Genomic DNA, 20,922 nt, shown 5'->3' on the forward strand with positions numbered 1-20,922 from the left:
CCGCTTGCCCTCACCCCTGCCCTCTCCCGCAAGCGGGAGAGGGAGAAAGAAACTGACCATGGGCTTTTTCCTCGAAACCCTCTTCGGCGGCCTGATGGTCGGCATGCTCTATTCGCTGATCGCCATCGGCTTCGTGCTGATCTACAAGGCCTCCGGCGTCTTCAACTTCGCGCAGGGCGCGATGGTGCTGTTCGCGGCGCTGGCAATGGCGCGCTTCGCCGAGTGGTTCCCGCAGTGGTTCGGCTTCGAAAGCCAGATCCTCGCGAACATCCTGGCCTTCGTCGCGGCCATGGCGGTGATGGTCCTCGTGGCCTGGCTCATCGAACGGCTCGCGCTGAGCAAGCTGGTGAACCAGGAAGGCATCACGCTGCTGATGGCCACGCTGGGCATCGCCTACTTCCTCGACGGCGTGGGCCAGACCATCTTCGGCAACGACATCTACAAGATCGACGTGGGCATGCCCAAGGAACCGTTGATGGTGCTGGAGAACACCTTCCAGGGCGGCCTGCTGCTGAGCCAGGAAGACCTGATCGCCGCACTCGTGGCCGCGGGCCTCGTGGTGGTGCTGGCCATCTTCTTCCAGAAGACCGCCACCGGCCGCGCCCTTCGCGCAGTGGCCGACGACCACCAGGCCGCGCAGTCCATCGGCATTCCGCTCAAGCGCATCTGGGTGATCGTGTGGTCGGTGGCCGGCTTCTCGGCGCTGGTGGCCGGGATCATCTGGGGGTCGAAGCTGGGTGTGCAGTTCTCGCTCTCGCTGGTGGCGCTGAAGGCGCTGCCGGTGGTGATCCTGGGCGGCCTCACTTCCATTCCGGGCGCCATCATCGGCGGCCTCTTGATCGGCGTGGGCGAGAAGCTCTCCGAGATCTATCTCGGCCCGATGTTCGGCGGCGGCATCGAGATCTGGTTCGCCTATGTGCTGGCGCTGGTGTTCCTGCTGGTGCGTCCGCAGGGCCTCTTCGGCGAAAAGATCATCGATCGGGTGTGAGATGAAGAACTTCGAATACGGACAGCCGAACGCAGAAGAAATACAAAAGCTGCGCAGAGGTCGCAGAAGAAAACCTCAAGATTTTCTGCATTCCTTCTGCGACCTCTGCGAGACCTTCGCGACCTCTGCGTTCGGCTGTCCGATCCCGCTTTCGACCTACTGACATGTTCTACAGAGAAAACGGCCAATTCAAGTCGAGCTACCGCGCCGACCAGCAGATCTTCCCGATCGCGCAGGACCGCCTGGCCATCCTCGTTCTGCTGCTCGTGGCGTTCGTGGTGGTGCCGCTGGGCGTGTCGGACTACTGGATGCGCGCCATCCTCACGCCCTTCCTCATTCTTTCGCTCGCCGCACTGGGGCTGAACATCCTCGTGGGCTACTGCGGCCAGATCTCGCTGGGCACCGGCGCCTTCATGGCGGTGGGCGCATACGCGGCCTACAACTTCCAGGTGCGCATCGACGGCATGCCGCTCATCGCCTCGCTGCTGCTGGGCGGACTGTGCGCCACGGTGATCGGCGTGCTCTTCGGCATTCCGAGCCTGCGCATCAAGGGGCTGTACCTGGCCGTGGCCACGCTGGCGGCGCAGTTCTTCACCGACTGGGCCTTCCTGCGCATCCAGTGGTTCACCAACAATTCTTCCTCCGGCTCGGTGAGCGTGGCGGGGCTCAACGTGTTCGGCGTGCCCATCGAGTCGCCAGCGCAGAAGTATCTTTTCTGCCTGATCTTCGTTTCGGTGTTCGCGCTGCTGGCCAAGAACCTGGTGCGCAGCGCCATCGGCCGCGAATGGATGGCGATGCGCGACATGGACGTGGCCGCCGCGGTGATCGGCATCCGCCCGGTGTACGCCAAGCTCACGGCCTTCGCGGTAAGCAGCTTCATCGTCGGCGTGGCCGGCGCGCTGTGGGGCTTCGTGCACCTGGGCGCGTGGGAGCCGGCGGCCTTCAGCATCGACCGCTCGTTCCAGCTGCTGTTCATGGTGATCATCGGCGGGCTGGGCTCGATCATGGGCAGCTTCTTCGGTGCCGCCTTCATCGTGCTGCTGCCGCTCCTGCTCAACCAGCTGCCGGGCTGGCTGGGCTTCTCGATTTCCACCGCGCTGGCCTCGCACCTGGAGACCATGATCTTCGGCGCGCTGATCGTGTTCTTCCTGATCGTCGAGCCGCACGGCCTCGCGCGGCTGTGGTCCACGGCCAAGGAGAAGCTGCGGCTGTGGCCCTTCCCGCATTGAGATCCAAAGGTTCCCGTTAGTCAAAACCCGGCACCGAGGTGCCCACAAAGGAGACAGGCATGAAACTGAAATCGCTCGCTCTGACCGCCGCCCTGGTGGCCGGCACCCTCGGCGCCGCGCTCGCGCCATCCGTGGTCAACGCGCAGGCCAAGGAGCAGTTCTTCCCGCTGCTGGTGTACCGCACCGGCCCCTACGCACCCAACGGCACGCCCTGGGCCAACGGCAAGCAGGACTACATCAAGCTGGTCAACGCCACCGGCGGCATCAACGGCGTGAAGATCGCGTACGAGGAGTGCGAGACCGGCTACGCCACCGACAAGGGCGTGGAGTGCTACGAGCGCCTGAAGGGCCGCCCCGGCGTGGCGCTCTTCGACCCGCAGGCCACCGGCATCACCTTCGCGCTGACCGACAAGGTGCCTACCGACAAGATCCCGCTGATCACGCTGGGCTACGGCCTGGCCGCCTCGCAGGACGGCGGCGTCTTCAAGTGGAACTTCCCGCTGATGGGCTCCTACTGGACCGCGGCCGACATCCTGATCCAGCACATCGGGAAGAAGGAAGGCGGCATGGACAAGCTCAAGGGCAAGAAGATCGCCCTCGTCTATCACGACTCGCCCTTCGGCAAGGAACCGATTCCGCTGCTGCAGGAGCGCGCCAAGCAGAACGGCTTCGAGCTCTCGCTGATTCCGGTGACCGCGCCCGGCGTGGAGCAGAAGTCGGCCTGGCTGCAGGTTCGCCAGCAGCGCCCCGACTTCGTGCTGCTGTGGGGCTGGGGCGTGATGAACTCCACCGCCCTGAAGGAGGCCGTGGCCACCGGCTACCCGCGCGAGAAGATGTACGGCGTGTGGTGGGCCGGCGCCGAGCCCGACGTGAAGGACGTGGGCGCCAATGCCAAGGGCTACCACGCGCTGGCGCTGAACACCTCGGGCACGCAACCCAAGGTGATCCAGGACATCCTCAAGCAGGTGCACGACAAGGGCCAGGGCACAGGTCCGAAGGACGAAGTGGGCTCGGTGCTCTACACGCGCGGCGTGATCATCCAGATGCTGACCATCGAGGCCGTGAAGCGCGCGCAGGAGCGCTTCGGCAAGGGCAAGGTCATGACCGGCGAGCAGGTTCGCTGGGGCATGGAAAACCTCGCGCTCGACCAGAAGAAGCTGGACGCGCTGGGCTTCTCGGGCGTGATGCGCCCGGTGAGCACCTCGTGCCAGGACCACATGGGCTCGACCTGGGCGCGCGTGCACACCTGGGACGGCGCGAAGTGGGGCGACATGTCCGACTGGTACCAGGCCGACGAGCAGATCATCAAGCCGATGGTGAAGGCCGCGGCCGACAAGTACGCGGGCGAGAAGAAGCTGACGCGCCGCGAAGCAGCGGATTGCCAGTCCTGATGCGCTGAGCGAGCGTTCCGTGGCGGCTCGCGAGAGCCGCCATTCGCAAGAGCGGCGGGCACCCCGTGCGCCGTTCTTGCGAATGCTTCGGACCACACCATGAGCGAATCCAACATCCTCCTCAATGTCAACGGCATCGAGGTCATCTACAACCACGTGATCCTGGTGCTCAAGGGCGTGTCGCTCACCGTGCCCGAAGGCGGCATCGTGGCGCTGCTGGGCGGCAACGGCGCGGGCAAGACGACCACGCTGCGCGCGGTGAGCAACCTGCTCGCGGGCGAGCGCGGCGCGGTCACCAAGGGCACCATCGAGCTGCGCGGCGAGCGCATCGAGGCGCTGTCGCCGGCCGAGCTGGTCAAGCGCGGCCTGATCCAGGTGATGGAAGGCCGCCACTGCTTCGCGCACCTGACCATCGAGGAGAACCTGATGACCGGCGCCTACACGCGCACCGACGGCAAGGCCGCGGTGCAGCAGACGCTGGAGAAGGTCTACGCGTACTTCCCGCGCCTGAAGACGCGCCGCACCTCGCAGGCGGCCTACACCTCCGGCGGCGAGCAGCAGATGTGCGCCATCGGCCGCGCGCTGATGGCCAATCCGACCATGGTGCTGCTCGACGAGCCCTCGATGGGCCTCGCGCCGCAGATCGTGGAGGAAGTGTTCGAGATCGTGAAGGACCTCAACGCCAAGGAGCGCGTGACCTTCCTGCTGGCCGAGCAGAACACCAACATGGCGCTGCGCTACGCCGACTATGGCTACATCCTGGAGAACGGCCGCATCGTGATGGACGGCGAGGCCAAGAGCCTGCGCGAGAACGAGGACGTGAAGGAGTTCTACCTCGGCGTCGGCGGCGCGGACCGCAAGAGCTTCCGCGACGTCAAGAGCTACAAGCGGCGCAAGAGGTGGCTGGCCTGACTCTCCCCCGCCGGAGGCTGAACCGAACAGAAAGACAAAGGGTACGGACATGACCGACCACTACGACAAACTCGAGATCCGAGACCCCGCCGAACGCGAGCGCGACCTGCTGGCCGCGCTGCCGAAGCAGATCGCACAGGCCCAGACAGCGGCGCCCGCCTTCGCGAAGATCCTCGACGGCGTGAAGCCTGCCGACGTCACCACGCGCGAGGCGCTCGCGAAACTACCGGTCACGCGCAAATCGGATTTGCTCGAATTGCAGAAGGCACGGCGCGCGGACGACCCCTTCGGCGGCTTCTCGACGATCGTGCGCGGGCCGCGGATGCCGCGCGTGTTCGCGAGCCCCGGCACCATCTACGAGCCCGAGGGCGAGGCGCGCGACTACTGGCGCACCGCGCGCGCATTGCATGCGGCGGGTTTTCGCGGCGGCGAGCTCATCCACAACAGCTTCAGCTATCACATGACGCCCGCGGGCTCGATCATGGAAAGCGGCGCGCGCGCCATGGGCTGCACCGTGTTCGCGGGCGGCACCGGGCAGACCGAGCAGCAACTCGAGGCCATGGTCGACCTCAAGCCCGAGGGCTACGCGGGCACGCCGAGCTTCCTGAAGATATTGCTGGAGAAGGCCGAGGAGAAGAGCGTCAAGCTGCCATCGCTCACCAAGGCGCTGGTGTCTGGCGAGGCCTTCCCACCGAGCCTGCACGACTGGATCGCCGCGCGCGGCGTGAAGGGTACGCAGTGCTACGCCACCGCCGACCTGGGCCTCATCGCGTACGAGACCAGCGCGCGCGAAGGGCTGGTGCTCGACGAGGGCGTGCTGGTGGAGATCGTGCGCCCCGGCACCGGCGACCCGGTGCCCGACGGCGAAGTCGGCGAGATCGTCGTCACCACCTTCAACTCCGACTATCCGCTGGTGCGCTTCGGCACCGGCGACCTTTCCGCCGTGCTCGCGGGCACCTGCCCCACGGGCCGCACCAACAAGCGCATCAAGGGCTGGATGGGCCGCGCCGACCAGACCACCAAGGTGCGCGGCATGTTCGTGCACCCGTCGCAGGTGGCCGAGATCGCGCGGCGCTTTCCCGAAGTGCAGCGCGCGCGCCTCGTCGTCTCGGGCGAGATGGGCGACGACAGGATGACGCTGCAGCTCGAATGCGCGGGCAGTGCACCCGAAGGGCTTGAAGCGCGCGTGAGCGCGGTGATCCGCGAGGTGACCAAGCTGCGCAGCGAGGTCGTCGTCGTGGGCGCGGGCTCGCTGCCCAACGACGGCAAGGTGATCGAGGACGCGCGCAGCTACAAGTAGCGGCGGTAGAAGCCGCGCGTCGCGGCGCGCGTGAGCAGCACCGCGAGCAGCGTGTAGACCAGCACGAGCGCCAGCGCGAAGCCGACGAGGCTGCCCGCGCTGTTGAAGCCGTGCAGCCAGACCGCCAGCGCCAGCCAGGCCAGCGCAATGGCGATGCAGCCGATCTGCACCAAGGCGAAAGCCAGCACCGATGCCGCCACGGCCCTGAAGGGCCGCACCCTCGAAAGGCCCGCCGTCGCGCCCAGCCAGCCGCCCCAGAAAGCCAGCGCGAAGGCGGCCAGCGGCGGCACTACCCATGCCACCAGCAGCCCGGCGCCGTCCAGGCCTTGCGACACGGAACTCCAGCGGCTCAGCGCCGCGCCGCTCCACATCTGCAGCGACGCGAACACCGACGCCCCCACCAGCGCCACCGCGCGGCGCGGCGAAGAGGCCGCGGGTACGTCATCGCCCCGCGTATCCGAGGCATCGGCACGGCCGGCTCTCAGCGCGAACCATGCCGCGACCCACAAGCCGAGCACCAGCACGATCAGCTGGGCCACGGACTGCAGGAACATGAACACCGGCATCGCCGCGCGCATCGAGGTGTCGCCCAGCGATTCGTGCAAACGCCCGCCCGGCATGAAAAGCAGCTGCAGGTCGTAGAGCAGCGGGCTCAGCGCGTAGAAGTTCAGCAGCAGCACCACGACGTATGCCGCGCCGTAGCGCACGCGCGGCTGGGGCAGCCGTGCCACGCTGTCCACGCCGCGCTTTTCGAGCGCATTGCGCCCGTGGCTCCAGGCCAGCGCGGCCGCCAGCACCCAGGCCATGCCGATGCTGAACACCATCGGGACCCACACGCCCGGCAGCGCATAGGCGCTGCGCAGCTGCTCGGCATTGGGCGAGTCGGGCCAGAGCTGGAGGGTCATGTTGACCAGCACCATCACGGCGTCGATGGCCACGGTGATGAGCGCGAAGTCGCGCGGCAGGCGCAGTGCCTGCCGTGCTTGCGGATGGGAAGAAGTCGCCGTCATGGAAGAGATACTTTCGCCTTTCACGACGCATGGCGCGGCCGGCGCGGCCGCGTCATGCGGAAAAGGCGAGCGTATCGGATGACGGCGGGTGCGCCCTGTAGGCTCAGTGCGCGAGTGCGGCCTCGCCCGATTCCTCCGGTGCAGGCCCGACGTAGACCGACTGCGGACGGATCAGCCGCCCCTTCTTCACCTGCTCGCGCGCATGCGCCACCCAGCCGCTCACTCGGCCCGCCGCGAACACGCAGGTGAAGCTCTCGCGGCCGAAGCCCAGCGCTTCGAGCAGCAGCGCGGTGTAGAACTCCACGTTGGTCTCCAGCGCACGGCCCGGCTTCTTCTCGCGCAGGATGGCGAGCGCGGCCTGCTCGGCGGCTTCGGCCAGCGCGAAGCGCGCGGCGTTCACGCTGCCTTCCTCGCCGAGCCTGCCGAGCGCGCCCTTGAGCGCATCGGCGCGCGGATCGCGCACGCGGTAGATGCGATGGCCGAAGCCCATCAGCCGCTGGCCGTCGGCCACGGCCTGCTCCAGCCATGCGCGCGCGTTGGCGGCAGTGCCGATGGCATCGAGCGCATCCAGCACCGGGCCGGGCGCGCCACCGTGCAGCGGCCCCTTGAGCGCGCTGACGCCCGCGAGCACCGCCGATGCGAGACCCGCGCCTGTCGATGCGACCACGCGCGCCGCGAAGGTCGATGCGTTGAGGCCGTGGTCGCACACGGTGACGAGGTAGGTGTCGAGCGCGGCGCTTTGCGCGGACGTGGGCGCACGGCCATGCAGCATGCGCAGCATGTCGGCGGCGTGCGGCAGCGCCTCGTCCGGCGCGAGCGCCGGCACGCCCAGGCGCCAGCGCATCACGGCGGCGGTGTAGACGGCCGGCGCGGCCACCAGGCGCAGCGCGGTCGGCAGGTCGTCGCCATCGGGAAGCCGAGCCATCAGCGCGCGCACGGCCTCGATGGGCGGCATGCGGCGCAGCTGCGCGTCGTCGTTCGGCTGCAGCAGCTCGAAGGCCTCGCGGCGCGCGCGGCCCAGGGCGCGGCGCAGGGCCGAGGCGGCGGGCAGCGTGTCGAAGAAGCCTTCGAACAGCAGGCCCACCACGTCTTCATAGCGCCAGCGCTGCGCGATCTCGTCGAGTTCGTGGCCACGGATCACCAGCCAGCCGGCCTCGCCGTCCACCTCGGACAGCACGGTATGCGCTGCCACCACGCCTTCGAGGCTGCCGTCATCGTTGTTCATCGCTCTTTGCTCCTGGGTTGTCACGATGACATCGATTCTGGTCCGATGGATATTGACGTCAATCTTGATCTATTCTGTCAACATGACCATGAAGAGAAGCACGCCCCTGTGGCTGCCGGCCACCGAGGCGCTGGAGCTGATGCAGGTGCGTCCGCAGACGCTCTACGCGAGCGTGAGCCGCGGCCGCATCCGCGCCAAGCCCGATGCGGCGGATCCGCGCCGCAGCCTCTATCACCGCGACGACGTGCAGCGCGTCGCGGCGCGCGCGCGGGGCAGACGCAGTGTCGAGACAGTGGCGAGCGAGGCGATCCAGTGGGGCGAGCCAGTGCTGGCCTCTGCCGTATCGACGGTGGCCGAAGGGCGGCTGCTGTATCGCGGGCAAGATGCCTGCGTGCTGGCGGAGCAGGCCGCGCTGGAGGATGTGGCAGGGCTGCTGTGGGAAAGCACGCCACCGCGCTTTCCTGCTTCGGCCGCATCCGCTGCTTCAGGCAACGCACCGCTGCAGGCCGGCCTGCTCGCGCTCGCGGCGCGCGCCGCCACAGACCTGCCATCGCGCGGCCGCTCGCGCAGCGTGTTGCAGGCCGAGGCGGCGGGCGCGATCGGCGCGCTGGCCGATGCGATGCTGGGCACCACGCCTGCCGCGCGCGAGATGCCGCTGCACATGCGGCTGGCCACGGCGTGGCGCCGGCCGCGCGCCGCCGACGACCTGCGCCGCGCCCTGGTGCTGCTGGCCGACCACGAACTCAACGCTTCGACATTCGCCGCGCGCGTGACGGCATCGACCGGCGCGTCGATGGCAGCCTGCCTGCTCACCGGCCTCTCGACGCTGACCGGGCCGCTGCATGGCGGCGCCTCGGCAGCAGTGCAGGCGCTGATGCACCGTGCGTCGGACATCGGCGCCGAGGCCGCGGTGCGCGAGTGGCTCGCGCACGACCGGCCGCTGGCGGCCTTCGGCCATCCGCTCTACCCGGGCGGCGACGCGCGCTGCGGCGCCCTGCTCGCGAACATCGAGCTGCCGCCCGCCTTCGAGGAATTGCGTGGCATCGGCGAGAGACTGCTGGGCGAGGCCGCGAACATCGATTTCGCGCTGGCCGCCCTCGCTGCCGTGCACAGGCTGCCGCCGGGCGCGGCGCTCACGCTCTTCGCGCTCTCGCGTACCGTCGGCTGGACCGCGCACGTGCTGGAGCAGCAGGCCACGGGGCAGCTGATCCGTCCGCGAGCCCGCTACACGGGGCCGATGCCCGGCGCGGCCGAAGAGATCAGTGAGCCGCGGTTTCCCGCGCGAGCGCGAAGGCCTTCGTCATCTCGCGGTTGAAGGCGGGCAGGTCGTCCGGCTTGCGGCTGGTGACGAGGCTGCGGTCGACCACGACTTCCTCGTCGGTCCACTTCGCGCCGGCGTTCTTCAGATCGGCATGCAGCGAGGGCCACGAGGTCATCTTGCGGCCCTTGACGCCGCCGGCATCGATCAGCGTCCAGGGTCCGTGGCAGATCGCCGCGATGGGCTTGCCGGCCTCGACGAAGGCACGCACGAAAGCGACCGCCTTCTCGTCGATGCGCAGCGCGTCCGGGTTCACGACGCCGCCGGGCAGCAGCAGTGCGTCGAAGTCGTCGGGCCTCGCATTCTTCAGCGGCACGTCGACGGGGAAGCTGTCCGCCGGGTCGTGATGGTTCCAGCCGCGCACGCGCCCGACGGGCGAGACGATCCGCGTCTGCGCGCCGGCGAGGTCGAGCGCCTTGCGCGGCTCGGTCATCTCGACCTGCTCGAAGCCGTCGGACACGAGGATGGCAACCTTCATTCCGTCCAGCGAGGATGACGATGTGGTGGTGTTGGGCATGGGTTGAATCTCCTTCAAAAGCCCTTCACCCTAGGTCCGGCATGCGCCGGCCGCATCGTCCGGCGCCGGCTCCGCCTGTCGGACAGTTCGACGGCCGGCAAACTTCCTTTACGAAGAATGTGCAGCCGCTTGCTGCTACTTGTCGACCCCCGCGAGGCAGACGTACTTCACCTCGAGGAAATCGTCGAGCCCGTACTTCGAGCCCTCGCGGCCGAGCCCCGACTGCTTCACACCGCCGAAGGGCGCTTCGGCCGTGGACACGAGCCCCGTGTTCACGCCCACGATGCCCGACTCCAGTGCCTCGGCCACGCGCATGATGCGGCCGATGTCGCGCGCGTAGAAATACGAGGCCAGGCCGAACTCGGTGTCGTTCGCGGCGGCGATGGCTTCCTCCTCGGTGTCGAAGGCGAAGATCGGCGCGAGCGGCCCGAAGGTTTCTTCGCGCGCGAACAGCATGCCGGCGGTGGCGCCGCCTATCACCGTGGGCTCGAAGAAGAGGCCGCCCAGCGCGTGGCGCTTGCCGCCGGTGAGCACCTTGCCGCCCTTGGCCACGGCGTCGGCCACGTGCTCCTCGATCTTCTCGACGGCCTTGGCGTCGATCAGCGGCCCCTGCGTGACGCCGGGCGCGGTGCCGTCGCCCACCTTCATCGCCTCGACCTTCGCCACCAGCTTGCGCGTGAAGTCGTCGAGCACGCCGCGCTGCACGTAGATGCGGTTGGCGCACACGCAGGTCTGGCCGGTGTTGCGGTACTTGGAGACCATCGCACCCTCGACGGCCGCGTCCACATCCGCATCGTCGAACACGATGAAGGGCGCGTTGCCGCCAAGCTCGAGCGAGAGCTTCTTGATGGTGTCGGCCGACTGCTTCATCAGCGTGCGGCCCACCTCGGTCGAGCCCGTGAAGGTGAGCTTGCGCACGACGGGGTTGCGCGTCATCTCGCCGCCGATCTTGCTGGCCGAGCCGGTGAGCACCGACAGCAGCCCCTTGGGCACGCCCGCGCGCTCGGCCAGTTCGGCGAAGGCCAGCGCGGAGAACGGCGTCTGCGTGGCGGGCTTCACCACCATCGCGCAGCCGGCAGCGAGCGCGGGGCCTGCCTTGCGCGTGAGCATGGCGGCGGGAAAGTTCCACGGCGTGATGGCGGCCGTCACGCCCACGGGCTGCTTGAGCGCGAGGATGCGGCGGTCGGCCTCCGGCGCGGGAATGGTGTCTCCGTACACGCGGCGCGCCTCCTCGGCGAACCATTCGATGAACGAGGCTGCGTAGGCGATCTCGCCGCGGCTCTCGGCCATGGGCTTGCCCTGCTCGGTGGTCATGATGAGCGCGAGGTCGTCCACATTGGCCAGCATCAGGTCGTTGAGCCTGCGCAGCACGGCGCAGCGCTCCTTGGCCGGCACCTCCGCCCACGCACGCTGGGCAATCTCGGCGGCGGCGATGGCGCGCGCGGTCTCTTCGGCGCCGCACATCGGCACGGTGCCGATCTGCCGGCCGTTGGCCGGGTTGGTGACGGCCACGGTCTCGCCGCCGTCGGCGTCGGCCCATGCGCCTGCGATGTAGGCCTGCTGGCGCAGCAGGGTCGGGTCTTTGAGCTGGATGGTCTGCATCGGTGGTGGTCTCCTGGTGTCGGGAAGGATGAGGGGGCCTGCAGGACGAGAGGACCACGCCGGCGGCATCGCCGCAAGCGGCCCACCGCAAAACCCGTTCGCGAGGCCCGGGTTTGCGAGCCCCGCCACGCGCCCCGCCGAGGTGCGCAAGACGGCCTTTGGCTAAGGGCTATTCGCTATAGGTCAGCCCCTGGTCAGCCCTTAAGATCGCGGCGTTTTTATTCCCCCCTTTCGGAGACGACATGAAGAAACTGTTCGCCCTCGCGGCGATTGCCGCCGCGGCCGTCGGTGCACACGCCCAGGACTTCCCCGCGGGCAAGACCGTGACGCTGGTGGTGCCTTTCGCCGCCGGCGGCCCGACCGACCGTGTCGCGCGCGACCTGGCCGAAGCCATGCAGAAGACGCTGGGCACCACCATCGTGGTGGACAACACCGCCGGCGCGGGCAGTTCCATCGGCACCGCCAAGGTGGCGCGCGCCAACCCCGACGGCTATACCCTGCTGCTGAACCACATCGGCATGTCGACGATGCCGGCGCTCTACCGCAAGCTGCCCTTCAACGTCGAGAACGACTTCGAGTACCTGGGCATGGTCAACGAAGTGCCCATGACGCTGATCGGCAAGCCCGGCCTGCCGGCCAACAACTACAAGGAGCTGACGAGCTGGATCGCGGCCAACAAGGGCAAGATCAACCTCGGCAACGCCGGCCTGGGCGCCGCCTCGCACCTGTGCGGCCTGCTGTTCCAGAGCGCACTGAAGGTCGAGATGACGCCGGTTCCCTACAAGGGCACCGCACCGGCCATCGCCGACCTGCTGGGCGGCCAGATCGACCTGCTGTGCGACCAGACCACCAACACCACGTCGCAGATCGAGGCCAAGAAGGTCAAGGCCTACGCCGTGACCACCAGCAAGCGCCTGACCACCCCCGCGCTGAAGGACCTGCCGACGCTGGACGAGTCGGGCCTCAAGGGCTTCGAAGTGACGATCTGGCACGGCGTGTACGCGCCCAAGGGCACCCCCGCGCCGGTGCTGAAGAAGCTCAACGAAGCCATCAAGGCCGCGATGAAGGACCCCGGCTTCATCAAGCGTGAAGAGGCGCTGGGCGCGGTGATCACCACCGACAAGCGCACCGAGCCGGCGGAACACAAGAAGTTCGTCTCGGCCGAGATCGCGAAGTGGGGGCCGATCATCAAGGCCGCCGGCGTCTACGCCGATTGACTGAGTTCGCCTCCAGGCTGCGCGCACTTCGTGTCGCTACGCCAACCCCCTTCCGGGGGCAACACCTGAGGCCCGGCGAAGCCGGTTCCTCGGTGTTCCTGGAATTGACAAATTGAAGCCGCTGTCCTTTGGGACGGCGGCTTTCTTTTTTGTTGGTGCTGCTGCGTCCTCTACTTCGGGCGGATGGCGTCGGCGGTTCCCTGGATGAAGGCCTTGATGCTCTCGATGTCGTCGTTCGAGAGCTTGCCCGTGAAGTCGGGCATGCCGCGTGACATGGCCGGGCCCTTGAGCACGAACTTGTCGAGGTTATCGATGTAGGCCGCGTCCATGTAGCCGAGGTTGGGGATGTTGCCGCCGCGGTCCACGCCAGGCACGCCGTGGCAGAACACGCAGTTGCTCACGTAGAGCATGGTGCCGGCCTGGACCTTGGCGGGGTCGTACTTCACGCCCTGCACCAGTTTGTCCATGCGGTACTGCACGAACTCGGGCATCTTGGCGGTACCGCCCACCGCGAAGGTGTAGACCGTGCCCGGCCCCTGCCGCTCGGTGGCTCGCTGCGCGAGGCCGTAGACGCCGCCCCAGCCCACCGCGACCGACACGTACTGCTTGCCGTCGACCATGTAGGTCGATGGCGCGGCAACCACACCGGTGCCGGTGGGCGTTTCCCAGAGCTTCTCGCCGGTCTTCGCGTTGTAGGCCAGCAGGCGGCCATCGGCCGTGCCCTGGAACACGAGGTTGCCGGCGGTGGTGAGGGTGCCGCCGTTCCAGGGCGATGCATAGTCCACGCCCCAGGCTTCCTTCTGCGCCACCGGGTCCCATGCCACGAGGCGGCCGAAGGGCTTGCTCTTGGGAGGCTCGGCGTTGGCGAACTTGCCCAGGTTCCAGCCCAGGCCCGAATGCGGACGGCCGGGCACGTTCTCGTCGAACTTCCAGTCCTTGTCGTCCATGAGGTTGATCGGCACATGCTGCGCGGGCAGGTAGGCGAAGCCGGTCTGCGGGTTGAACGACATCGGATGCCAGTTGTGCGCGCCGAAGGGCCCGGGGATACTGTCGCCGGGCTTGGTGGCGTCGCGCGCGGCGGCGATCTCGATGGGGCGGCCGTTCCTGTCGTAGCCGGTGGCCCAGTTGACCTCGACGAAGTTCTTCGCCGAGATGAACTTGCCGTTGGTGCGGTCGATGACGAAGAAGAAGCCGTTCTTCGGCGCATGCAGCAGCACCTTGCGCTGCTTGCCGCCGATCTTCACGTTGGCGAGGATCATCGACTGCGTGGAGGTGTAGTCCCAGTTGTCGCCGGGCGTCTCCTGGTAGTGCCACTTGTACTTGCCGGTGTCGGGGTCGAGCGCCACCACCGAGCCCAGGTAGAGGTTGTCGCCGCCCTTGGGGCTGCGCGCCTTGTGCGACCAGGGCGAGCCGTTGCCGGTGCCCACGTACATCAGGTTGAGCTCGGGGTCGAAGGCGAAGCTGTCCCAGGCGGTGCCGCCGCCGCCGGCCTCCCAGTACTTGCCACTGGGGTCCCAGGTCTTGGCGGCGCGCGCCATCGACTCGTCCTCGAAGGGCTTGCCCGGGTCGCCCGGCACCACGAACCAGCGCCACTTCTGGTCGCCCGTCTTCGCGTCGTAGGCGGTGACGAAGCCGCGCACGCCGTATTCGGCCCCGCCGTTGCCGATGATGACCTTGCCCTTGAACACGCGCGGCGCGCCGGTGATGGTGTAGCTGCCCTTCTGGCCCTCGATGGTGTTCTTCTCCCAGACCTTCTGGCCGGTGGCGGCATCGAGCGCGATCAGGCGCCCGTCGTAGGCCGCCACGTAGACCTTGCCCTCGTAGATCGCGACGCCTCTGTTCACCACGTCGCAGCAGCCCCTGAAGCCCTTGGACCTGTCGACCTGCGGATCGAAGGTCCACAGCCGCTGGCCGGTGCGCGTGTCGATGGCGTGCACCACGCTCCAGGAGGCGGTGATGTACATGATGCCGTCCACCACCAGCGGCGTGGCTTCGACGCCGCGCGTGGACTCGAGGTTGTACGACCAGACCAGCCCGAGGTCCTTCACGTTGCCGGCGTTCACCTGGTCGAGCTGGCTGAACCGCGATTCCGAATAGTCCAGGCCCACGCTGGGCCAGTCCGGCGTCTTCTTCTGCGCGGCGTTGGCGCGGATGAAGCCGCCGTCGACGCGTTTCGTAGCGGCTGCCGCGCGGTCCTGTGCGTTCTGGGCCGTGGCTGCGGTGGTGGCGCCCAGGCACAGCAATGCGCCGGCGAGCACGAGCAGCCCGGAGTGTGTTTTTTTCATCGCAGGTCTCCTTTGTGCGCCAAGAATCGTCGGGACGGGCCGCGCGTTCATCTTCGGGATTTCCCCAGTCCGGCGCTGTTCCATTGCGGAACACATTCGACGCTGGTCCTGAACCGGGAGGCAGCTCACCCATGGCCCTCGACAGAAGCCTTGTCGGAAGAATCGGTACACCCGATGCCCCGCGCCAGCTCTTCGCCAGCACGCCCGCGCAGCGCGTGGCGCTCGCGCGGCGGCAGTTCTTCGAGGAAGGCGTGCGCCCCTCGGGGCTGGTGGGCGAGGCGGTGATCCAGTCGTGGATGCGCTGCAGCCGCACCCACGCCGACCGCCAGCGCATCGTGCCCTTCGACCCGGTCACACCCAGCCGGCTGCACGCCACGCTCGCGCGCAACCGCCAGCTGCTCGAAGCGGCGCGGCAGGAACTCGGGCAGATGGAGCACGCGCTCGCGGGCACCGACTGCCGCGTGATCCTCACCGACCGCGAGGGCGTGGTGGTGCACGTCACGCAGCATCCCGCCGCCGCGCACCAGCCCGTGCTGCGCAAGACCGCGCGCGTGGGCGTGAACATTGCCGAGCACATCGTCGGCACCACCGCGCCGGGCATCGTGGCGAGCACCGGGCAGGCCTGCACCGTCGACGGCGCCGAGCACTACTTCGACCTGCTGTGCCACATGCAGTGCGCGGCCGCGCCGATACGCGATGTGACAGGGCAGCTCGCCGGCGTGCTCGACCTCACGGTGGAGGCGCGGCGCTTCGGCTTCGACGCGGCGTCGATGGTGTCGCTGTACGCCACCACCATCGAGAACCGGCTGCTGCAGGCGCAGTCGCGCGACCACCTGATCCTGCGCTTCCAGGCCAGCCCCACGCTGCTGGGCACGCCGTTGGAGGCGCTGGCCGGCATCGCGCCCGACGGCACCATCGCCTGGCTCAACAACGCGGGCGCGCGGCTGCTGGGGCGGCTGCCCGAGGCGGCGGACGAGCGCGACGTGGAGTTCCTGCTGGGGCACGATCTTGCGAGCCTGCTGCGCTTGGGCCGACGCGAGGCTGCGCAGCCGTTGCGGCTGGCAAGCGGCCTTGGCGTGTGGGTGCAGGCACAGTTGAAGGGCGGCGCGGATGGCGCGGACTTCCGGCACGCAGTGGCGATGCCGGGCGAGGCTGCCCCACTGGCCATCGAGCGGCACGATGCGATGCCGGCCGCACAGGCCAGCGAACACGCAGATGGTGACGAGGCAGCGCCGCACGAGCAGACCACGCTGCGCGAGCACAGCCGCAAGCTGATCGAGGAGACGCTCGCCGCGCATGGCGGCAACGTGTCGCAGGCGGCGCGGCAGCTGCGCGTGTCGCGCGGCACGCTCTACCGGCGGCTGCGGGGCTGGCGCGACGAAGCCGCGGCCGTGGCCGACGCACGCGACTGAAGGCCGTTCAGCGCCTGGGCAGCGCGTAGGCGATCACATGGTCGCCGGTGCGCGTGCCGAGCGACCCGTGGCCGCCGGCCACCACCAGCAGGTACTGGCGCCCATCGGCGCCACGGTAGGTCATTGGCGTGGCCTGTCCGCCGGCCGGCAGGCGGCTGCGCCAGAGCTCCCTGCCGTCGTTCACGTCGTAGCCGCGCACGAACTGGTCGAGCGTCCCCGAGAGAAAGGCCACGCCCCCTGCCGTCATGATGGGCCCGCCGAGATTGGGCACACCCATCGCGAAGGGCAGCGGCAGCGGCGAGCTGTCGCGCACCGTGCCGTTCTTGTGCATCCAGGCGACCCGGCCGGTGCGCAGATCGGCCGCGGCGACGTAGCCCCAGGGCGGCGCCTGGCACGGCAGGCCGAGCACCGAGGTGAAGGCGCTGAGCTTCACCGCGAAGGGCGCGCCGAAGTTCTCGTTGAGCGCCGGGAGGCTGTCGTTGGGGCGTTCCTTGCCCTGCACGTAGAGCGAGGTGTCGTCCGCGCGCGGCACGAGCCTGGAGACGAAGGCCAGCGACGCGGGCGTGGCGAAGACGATCTGCCGGCGCGGATCGACCGCCACGCCGCCCCAGTTGAAGACGCCGAAGTTGCCCGGATGGATCAGCGAGCCCTCGGTCGAGGGCGGGGTGAACCGGCCCTCGTAGCGCAGACGGTGGAACGCGATGCGGCAGGCCAGCTGGTCGAAGACCGTGGCGCCCCACATGTCCGAGGGCTTGAGCGCCGGCGGATCGAAGGACAGGGCCGATGACGGCTGCGTCGGCGCGGTGACGTCGCCCGCGGCGGCGCCCTGCGGCGCGGCGCGCTCGTTCACCGGAAGGATCGGCTTGCCGTTGCGGCGGTCGAGCACGAAGAGCTCGCCCTGCTTGGTCGGCTGCACCAGCGCGGGCACGGTCTCGCTGCCCACGCGCAGGTCGACCAGGCTGGGCTGCGCGGGCACGTCGTAGTCCCACAGGTCGTGGTGCACGGTCTGGAAGCTCCAGCGCACGCGGCCGCTGGCCAGGTCGAGCGCCACCACCGCCGACGAATACTTCTTCGCGCCTTCGCTGCGCGCGCCGCCCCACTGGTCGGGCGGCTGGTTGCCCATGGGCACGTAGACCAGGCCCAGCGCCTCGTCCACGCTGGAGATCGACCAGCTGTTGGGCGAATTGGCGGTGTAGGTGCGGTCGGCCGCGATGGGGGCGGTGTCCTCGGGGTTGCCGGAGTCCCAGTTCCACACCAGCGCGCCGGTGTTCGCGTCGAAGGCGCGGATCACGCCGGAGGTTTCCTTCGTCGAGACGTTGTCCAGCACGGTACCGCCCACGATGAGGAGCGAGCGCGTCACGACCGGAGGCGAGGTCGAGTAGTAGGAGCCTGCCTTCACGTTCGGCATGTTCTTCCAGAGATCGATCTGGCCGGTGCCGCCGCCGAAGGCCGGGCAGGGCTGGCCGCTGGCGGGATCGAGCGCGATGACGCGGCCATCGGCTGTGGGCATGAACAGCTTCGCGTCGCAGGCGGCCGGCGACCCGGATGCGGATGCGGGCGTGGCTCCGGCAGATGGCGCCGCCGCAGCACCCGGGTAGTACGAGAGCCCCCGGCAGGTCAGGTGCTGCAGCGCGAGCGGCCGCGCGATCTGGGGCGTGTAGCGCCAGACCTGCTGGCCGGTGGTGGCGTCGAGCGCGATCACCGACTGGTGCGGCGTGCACAGGAACAGCCTGCCGCCGATCTTCAGGGGCGTGACCTCGAAGGTCGTCTCCTCGGGGTCGCCCGGCTGGCCTCGCACGTCGCCGGTACGGAAGTGCCAGGCCTCCTCGAGCTGGCTCACGTTCTGCGGCGTGATCTGGTCGAGCGCCGAGTAGCGCTGGCCGAAGCCGGTGCCGCCGTAGGCCGTCCACTCGTCCGCCGCGGCCGTGGGGCCCACGGGCGGGCTCGCCGTCGCGGCCGTGGCATCGGCCGGGGGCGAGATGCCTTCGATGCGGCGGGGATCGCGCATCCACGAGAACACCGCCGCCACCAGGAAGGCCACGAGCACCACGCCGAGCACGGCGCGCGCGCTTCCAACGCCCGCGGCATTGCGCAGGGCGAGCGCACGCGCCACCCACGGCGTGAGCAGCAGCAGGCCGATCACGAAGAACACGTCGCCGCGCGCGGCCATCGGCCACCAGTCGAGCCCCACCTCCCACAGTGCCCAGGCCAGCGTGAGCAGGACCACCGCCGCGTACACCATCAACCCGGCACCGCCGCCGCGCCGCAACAGCAGCGCCGCCGCCGCCAGGCCCAGTCCCGCGACGAGGTAGTACCACGAGCCGCCGAGCGCGATCAGCCATGCACCGGCCACGGCGAGCGCCACGCCTGCAAGCCCGATCAGCACGGCCATCGCGGCCAGCAACACGGAAGCGGAACGGGCGGGCTCGGCGGACGGGCGCGGATTCATGGCGGGAACTCCAGGGACGGAGTCCGAACGCTAGACCGCTGCGGGCAGCCCGCGCGTAGGCCGAAGGCTCAGGTGGCGGCGAGAACCTGCGCGGCGCGCGCCCTGCGTGCCTTCGCATCGGGCTGCAGCGGCCTTAAGTATTCGTGCAGCGCGAGCGCCGCCGCGCCCACCGCGGGCGCCAGCTCGCCGTAGCGCGCTGTGCGCAGGTCCGGCGCCGGCATGCCGGCGTCGTCCGCATGCCGCTTCATGCATTCGAAGGCAGCCTGCGCGAAGCCCTTGTGGTCGGCGCAGGCCTTGCCGCCGAGCACGATGGCGCGCGGATTGAAGGTGACCCACAGGTTCTGCAGCAGCACGCCGAAGAATGCGGCGGCGCGCGGCAGATCGGCGCCTTCGCGCTCCAGCACGCGCGAGCCGAAGAAGGCCTCGGCGCAGCCACGACGGCCGCACGAGCACAGCGGTCCGTCGAGCTGGAGGATGGTGTGGCCGATCTCGCCGGCCATGCCCTGCGCGCCGGTGAAGAGCCGGTCGTTGAGCACCACGCCCGCGCCGACGCCCACGTCGCAGTTGACGAAGATCAGCGGGTCTTCGCCCTCCTGGCCGACACTGGAGGCGAACTCGTATTCGCCCAGCGCGGCGGCATCGGCGTCGTTCTGCAGCTGCACCGTCACCCCGGGTAGCCCGACGGCGGCGAAGGCTTTCTCGAGCGCCGGCAGCAGGCTCACGTTGCGCCACCCGAGGTTGGGCGCGAAGCGGACGACGCCGGTGCAGTCGTCCACCGCGCCGGGGACGCACACGCCGATGCTCGACAGCTGCAGGCCGAGCTGCTGCAGCTTCGCGTGCGCGGCCGCCGCCATGCGCGCGACCTGCGCGCATACGCCGGCGGGCGAACCGTCGGTCAGGTCGTGGCTCTGCGAATGCAGCACCTCGCCCTGCAGCGACATGCACACGAGGCGCACGGTCTCCACGGCGATCTCCACGCCCATGAGCGCGCGCACGCCCACGTCGATCTGCAGCGGCGTGGAGGGGCGGCCGAGCCCGTCGGCCACGGTCGCGCCGGCCTCGCTGAGCCAGCCCTCGTCGATCAGCTCGCGCACCAGCAGGCTCACGGTCGACTTGGTGAGGCCGCTCTCGCCGGCCAGCCGTGCGCGCGAAAGGCCGGGCTGCGCGCGCAGCAGCCGCAGCAGCACGCTGCGGTTCATGCGCTTCACCAGTTGCAGGTCGGCCGTGGTGGTCACGTCGGGTCTGTCTCCGTCTACCTGTGCGTCAGGCGGGTGCCGCCGCGGTATCGGCGTGATGGGCCTGCTCCTTGCCCTCGGGCCGCTTGCCGGCAATGATCATCCCGAGCACCTCGTCCTCGGTCACGTCGGCGGTGCGGTAGGTGCCCACGAGCCTGCCGTTCTTCATCACCGCGAGGCGGTCGCTCAGCGAGAACACGTCGGGCATGTCGTGCGTGATGAGGAAGATGCCCACGCCGTCGGCCTTGAGCTGCTTCACCAGGCCGCCGACCATCGCCGTTTCTTCGGGGCCCAGCGCGGCGCAGGGCTCGTCCATGATGAGGATGCGCGCATTGAAGTACAGCGCGCGCGAAATGGCCACCACCTGCCGCTGCCCGCCCGAGAGCCGGCGCACCGGCACGCGGATGTTGGTGAAGTTCCTGTTCAGGCGCTGGAACACCTTGCGCGCCTGCACCTCCATGAAGTGGTCGTCGAGCGTGTTCCACGGCGTCATCTTCTCGCGGCCGAGGAAGAGATTGGCCACCGAGTCGAGGTTGTCGGCGAGCGCGAGCGTCTGGTAGATGGTCTCGATGCCTTGCGCCTGCGCCTCGGCCGGCGTGCGGATGTTGACCTTCTCGCCCGCGATCAGCGTGTCTCCCGAGTCGATGGGGTAGGCGCCTGCGAGCATCTTCATCAACGTGGACTTGCCCGCGCCGTTGTGGCCCAGCAGCGCGACCACCTCGCCGGGGTAGAGGTTCACGCTCACGCCGTCCACAGCTTTCACGCCGCCGAAGGCCTTGCGGATCTCGCGCAGTTCGACGAGGGGTTTGGAGGTGTCGATGTTGGTGTCCAT

General features: G+C 69.0%; 16 protein-coding genes. 8 read left to right on the forward strand and 8 right to left on the reverse strand.

Translation table 11 applies throughout. The annotated features are described in order from the left end of the window. Positions 1-58: 58 nt before the first annotated feature. The 5 genes from ABL844_RS30240 (at position 59) to ABL844_RS30260 (ending at position 5,820) form a co-directional block, all read left to right on the forward strand. Complete coding sequence (locus ABL844_RS30240; RefSeq protein ID WP_126021240.1) at positions 59-988, forward strand: branched-chain amino acid ABC transporter permease; 930 nt, start codon at positions 59-61, stop codon at positions 986-988. A 164-nt stretch (positions 989-1,152) separates the two neighbouring features. After that, positions 1,153-2,217, forward strand: coding sequence for a branched-chain amino acid ABC transporter permease (locus tag ABL844_RS30245; RefSeq protein WP_125950549.1), 1,065 nt, complete (start codon positions 1,153-1,155; stop codon positions 2,215-2,217). A 59-nt stretch (positions 2,218-2,276) separates the two neighbouring features. Further along, entirely contained in the window at positions 2,277-3,608 is a 1,332-nt protein-coding gene (locus tag ABL844_RS30250) for an ABC transporter substrate-binding protein (RefSeq protein ID WP_126021239.1), read from the forward strand. 99 nt (positions 3,609-3,707) lie between these two features. Next, a complete protein-coding gene (locus ABL844_RS30255; RefSeq protein WP_418118348.1) occupies positions 3,708-4,520 on the forward strand; it encodes an ABC transporter ATP-binding protein in 813 nt (270 codons plus the stop codon). 49 nt (positions 4,521-4,569) lie between these two features. Further along, positions 4,570-5,820 carry a phenylacetate--CoA ligase family protein gene (locus ABL844_RS30260; protein ID WP_418129927.1) on the forward strand — a complete coding sequence of 417 codons (1,251 nt, stop codon included), beginning with the start codon at positions 4,570-4,572 and terminating at the stop codon, positions 5,818-5,820. Here ABL844_RS30260 and ABL844_RS30265 read toward each other — a convergent pair. Both ABL844_RS30265 and ABL844_RS30270 read right to left on the reverse strand, forming a co-directional pair. Beyond that, positions 5,811-6,830, reverse strand: a complete 1,020-nt coding sequence (locus tag ABL844_RS30265; RefSeq protein WP_418129928.1) for a hypothetical protein — start codon at positions 6,828-6,830, stop codon at positions 5,811-5,813. The genes ABL844_RS30260 and ABL844_RS30265 overlap by 10 nt on opposite strands. Before the next feature lie 103 nt (positions 6,831-6,933). Then, positions 6,934-8,055, reverse strand: coding sequence for a citrate synthase/methylcitrate synthase (locus ABL844_RS30270; protein WP_418129929.1), 1,122 nt, complete (start codon positions 8,053-8,055; stop codon positions 6,934-6,936). Positions 8,056-8,137: 82 nt separating this feature from the next. Between ABL844_RS30270 and ABL844_RS30275 the strand changes: the two genes are divergently transcribed. Then, entirely contained in the window at positions 8,138-9,370 is a 1,233-nt protein-coding gene (locus tag ABL844_RS30275; protein ID WP_418129930.1) for a citrate synthase, read from the forward strand. Here the strand turns inward: ABL844_RS30275 and ABL844_RS30280 are convergent. Together ABL844_RS30280 and ABL844_RS30285 are read right to left on the reverse strand one after the other, a co-directional pair. Continuing rightward, positions 9,315-9,890, reverse strand: coding sequence for a type 1 glutamine amidotransferase domain-containing protein (locus ABL844_RS30280; protein ID WP_126021234.1), 576 nt, complete (start codon positions 9,888-9,890; stop codon positions 9,315-9,317). The two genes, ABL844_RS30275 and ABL844_RS30280, sit on opposite strands and share 56 nt — an antisense overlap. 135 nt (positions 9,891-10,025) lie before the next feature. Further along, complete coding sequence (locus ABL844_RS30285) at positions 10,026-11,492, reverse strand: NAD-dependent succinate-semialdehyde dehydrogenase (protein ID WP_418129931.1); 1,467 nt, start codon at positions 11,490-11,492, stop codon at positions 10,026-10,028. Between the two features lie 242 nt (positions 11,493-11,734). On the opposite strand from ABL844_RS30285, the gene ABL844_RS30290 reads away from it, so the two are divergent. Next, entirely contained in the window at positions 11,735-12,709 is a 975-nt protein-coding gene (locus tag ABL844_RS30290; RefSeq protein WP_418118357.1) for a tripartite tricarboxylate transporter substrate-binding protein, read from the forward strand. A gap of 170 nt (positions 12,710-12,879) precedes the next feature. Here ABL844_RS30290 and ABL844_RS30295 read toward each other — a convergent pair whose 3' ends face one another. After that, positions 12,880-14,994 carry a PQQ-dependent dehydrogenase, methanol/ethanol family gene (locus ABL844_RS30295; RefSeq protein ID WP_418129932.1) on the reverse strand — a complete coding sequence of 705 codons (2,115 nt, stop codon included), beginning with the start codon at positions 14,992-14,994 and terminating at the stop codon, positions 12,880-12,882. A gap of 131 nt (positions 14,995-15,125) precedes the next feature. On the opposite strand from ABL844_RS30295, the gene ABL844_RS30300 reads away from it, so the two are divergent. Then, complete coding sequence (locus ABL844_RS30300) at positions 15,126-16,406, forward strand: helix-turn-helix domain-containing protein (protein WP_184639585.1); 1,281 nt, start codon at positions 15,126-15,128, stop codon at positions 16,404-16,406. Between the two features lie 7 nt (positions 16,407-16,413). Here the strand turns inward: ABL844_RS30300 and ABL844_RS30305 are convergent, their stop codons facing one another. From ABL844_RS30305 to ABL844_RS30315, 3 genes are all read right to left on the reverse strand, one after another. Beyond that, complete coding sequence (locus tag ABL844_RS30305; RefSeq protein ID WP_418129933.1) at positions 16,414-18,855, reverse strand: membrane-bound PQQ-dependent dehydrogenase, glucose/quinate/shikimate family; 2,442 nt, start codon at positions 18,853-18,855, stop codon at positions 16,414-16,416. Between the two features lie 68 nt (positions 18,856-18,923). After that, a complete protein-coding gene (locus ABL844_RS30310; protein WP_184639581.1) occupies positions 18,924-20,090 on the reverse strand; it encodes an ROK family transcriptional regulator in 1,167 nt (388 codons plus the stop codon). 28 nt (positions 20,091-20,118) lie between these two features. After that, a complete protein-coding gene (locus ABL844_RS30315) occupies positions 20,119-20,922 on the reverse strand; it encodes an ATP-binding cassette domain-containing protein (RefSeq protein ID WP_418129934.1) in 804 nt (267 codons plus the stop codon).

Source organism: Variovorax sp. 278MFTsu5.1 (genome assembly GCF_048305045.1).
GTDB classification, from domain to species: Bacteria; Pseudomonadota; Gammaproteobacteria; order Burkholderiales; family Burkholderiaceae_C; genus Variovorax; species Variovorax guangxiensis.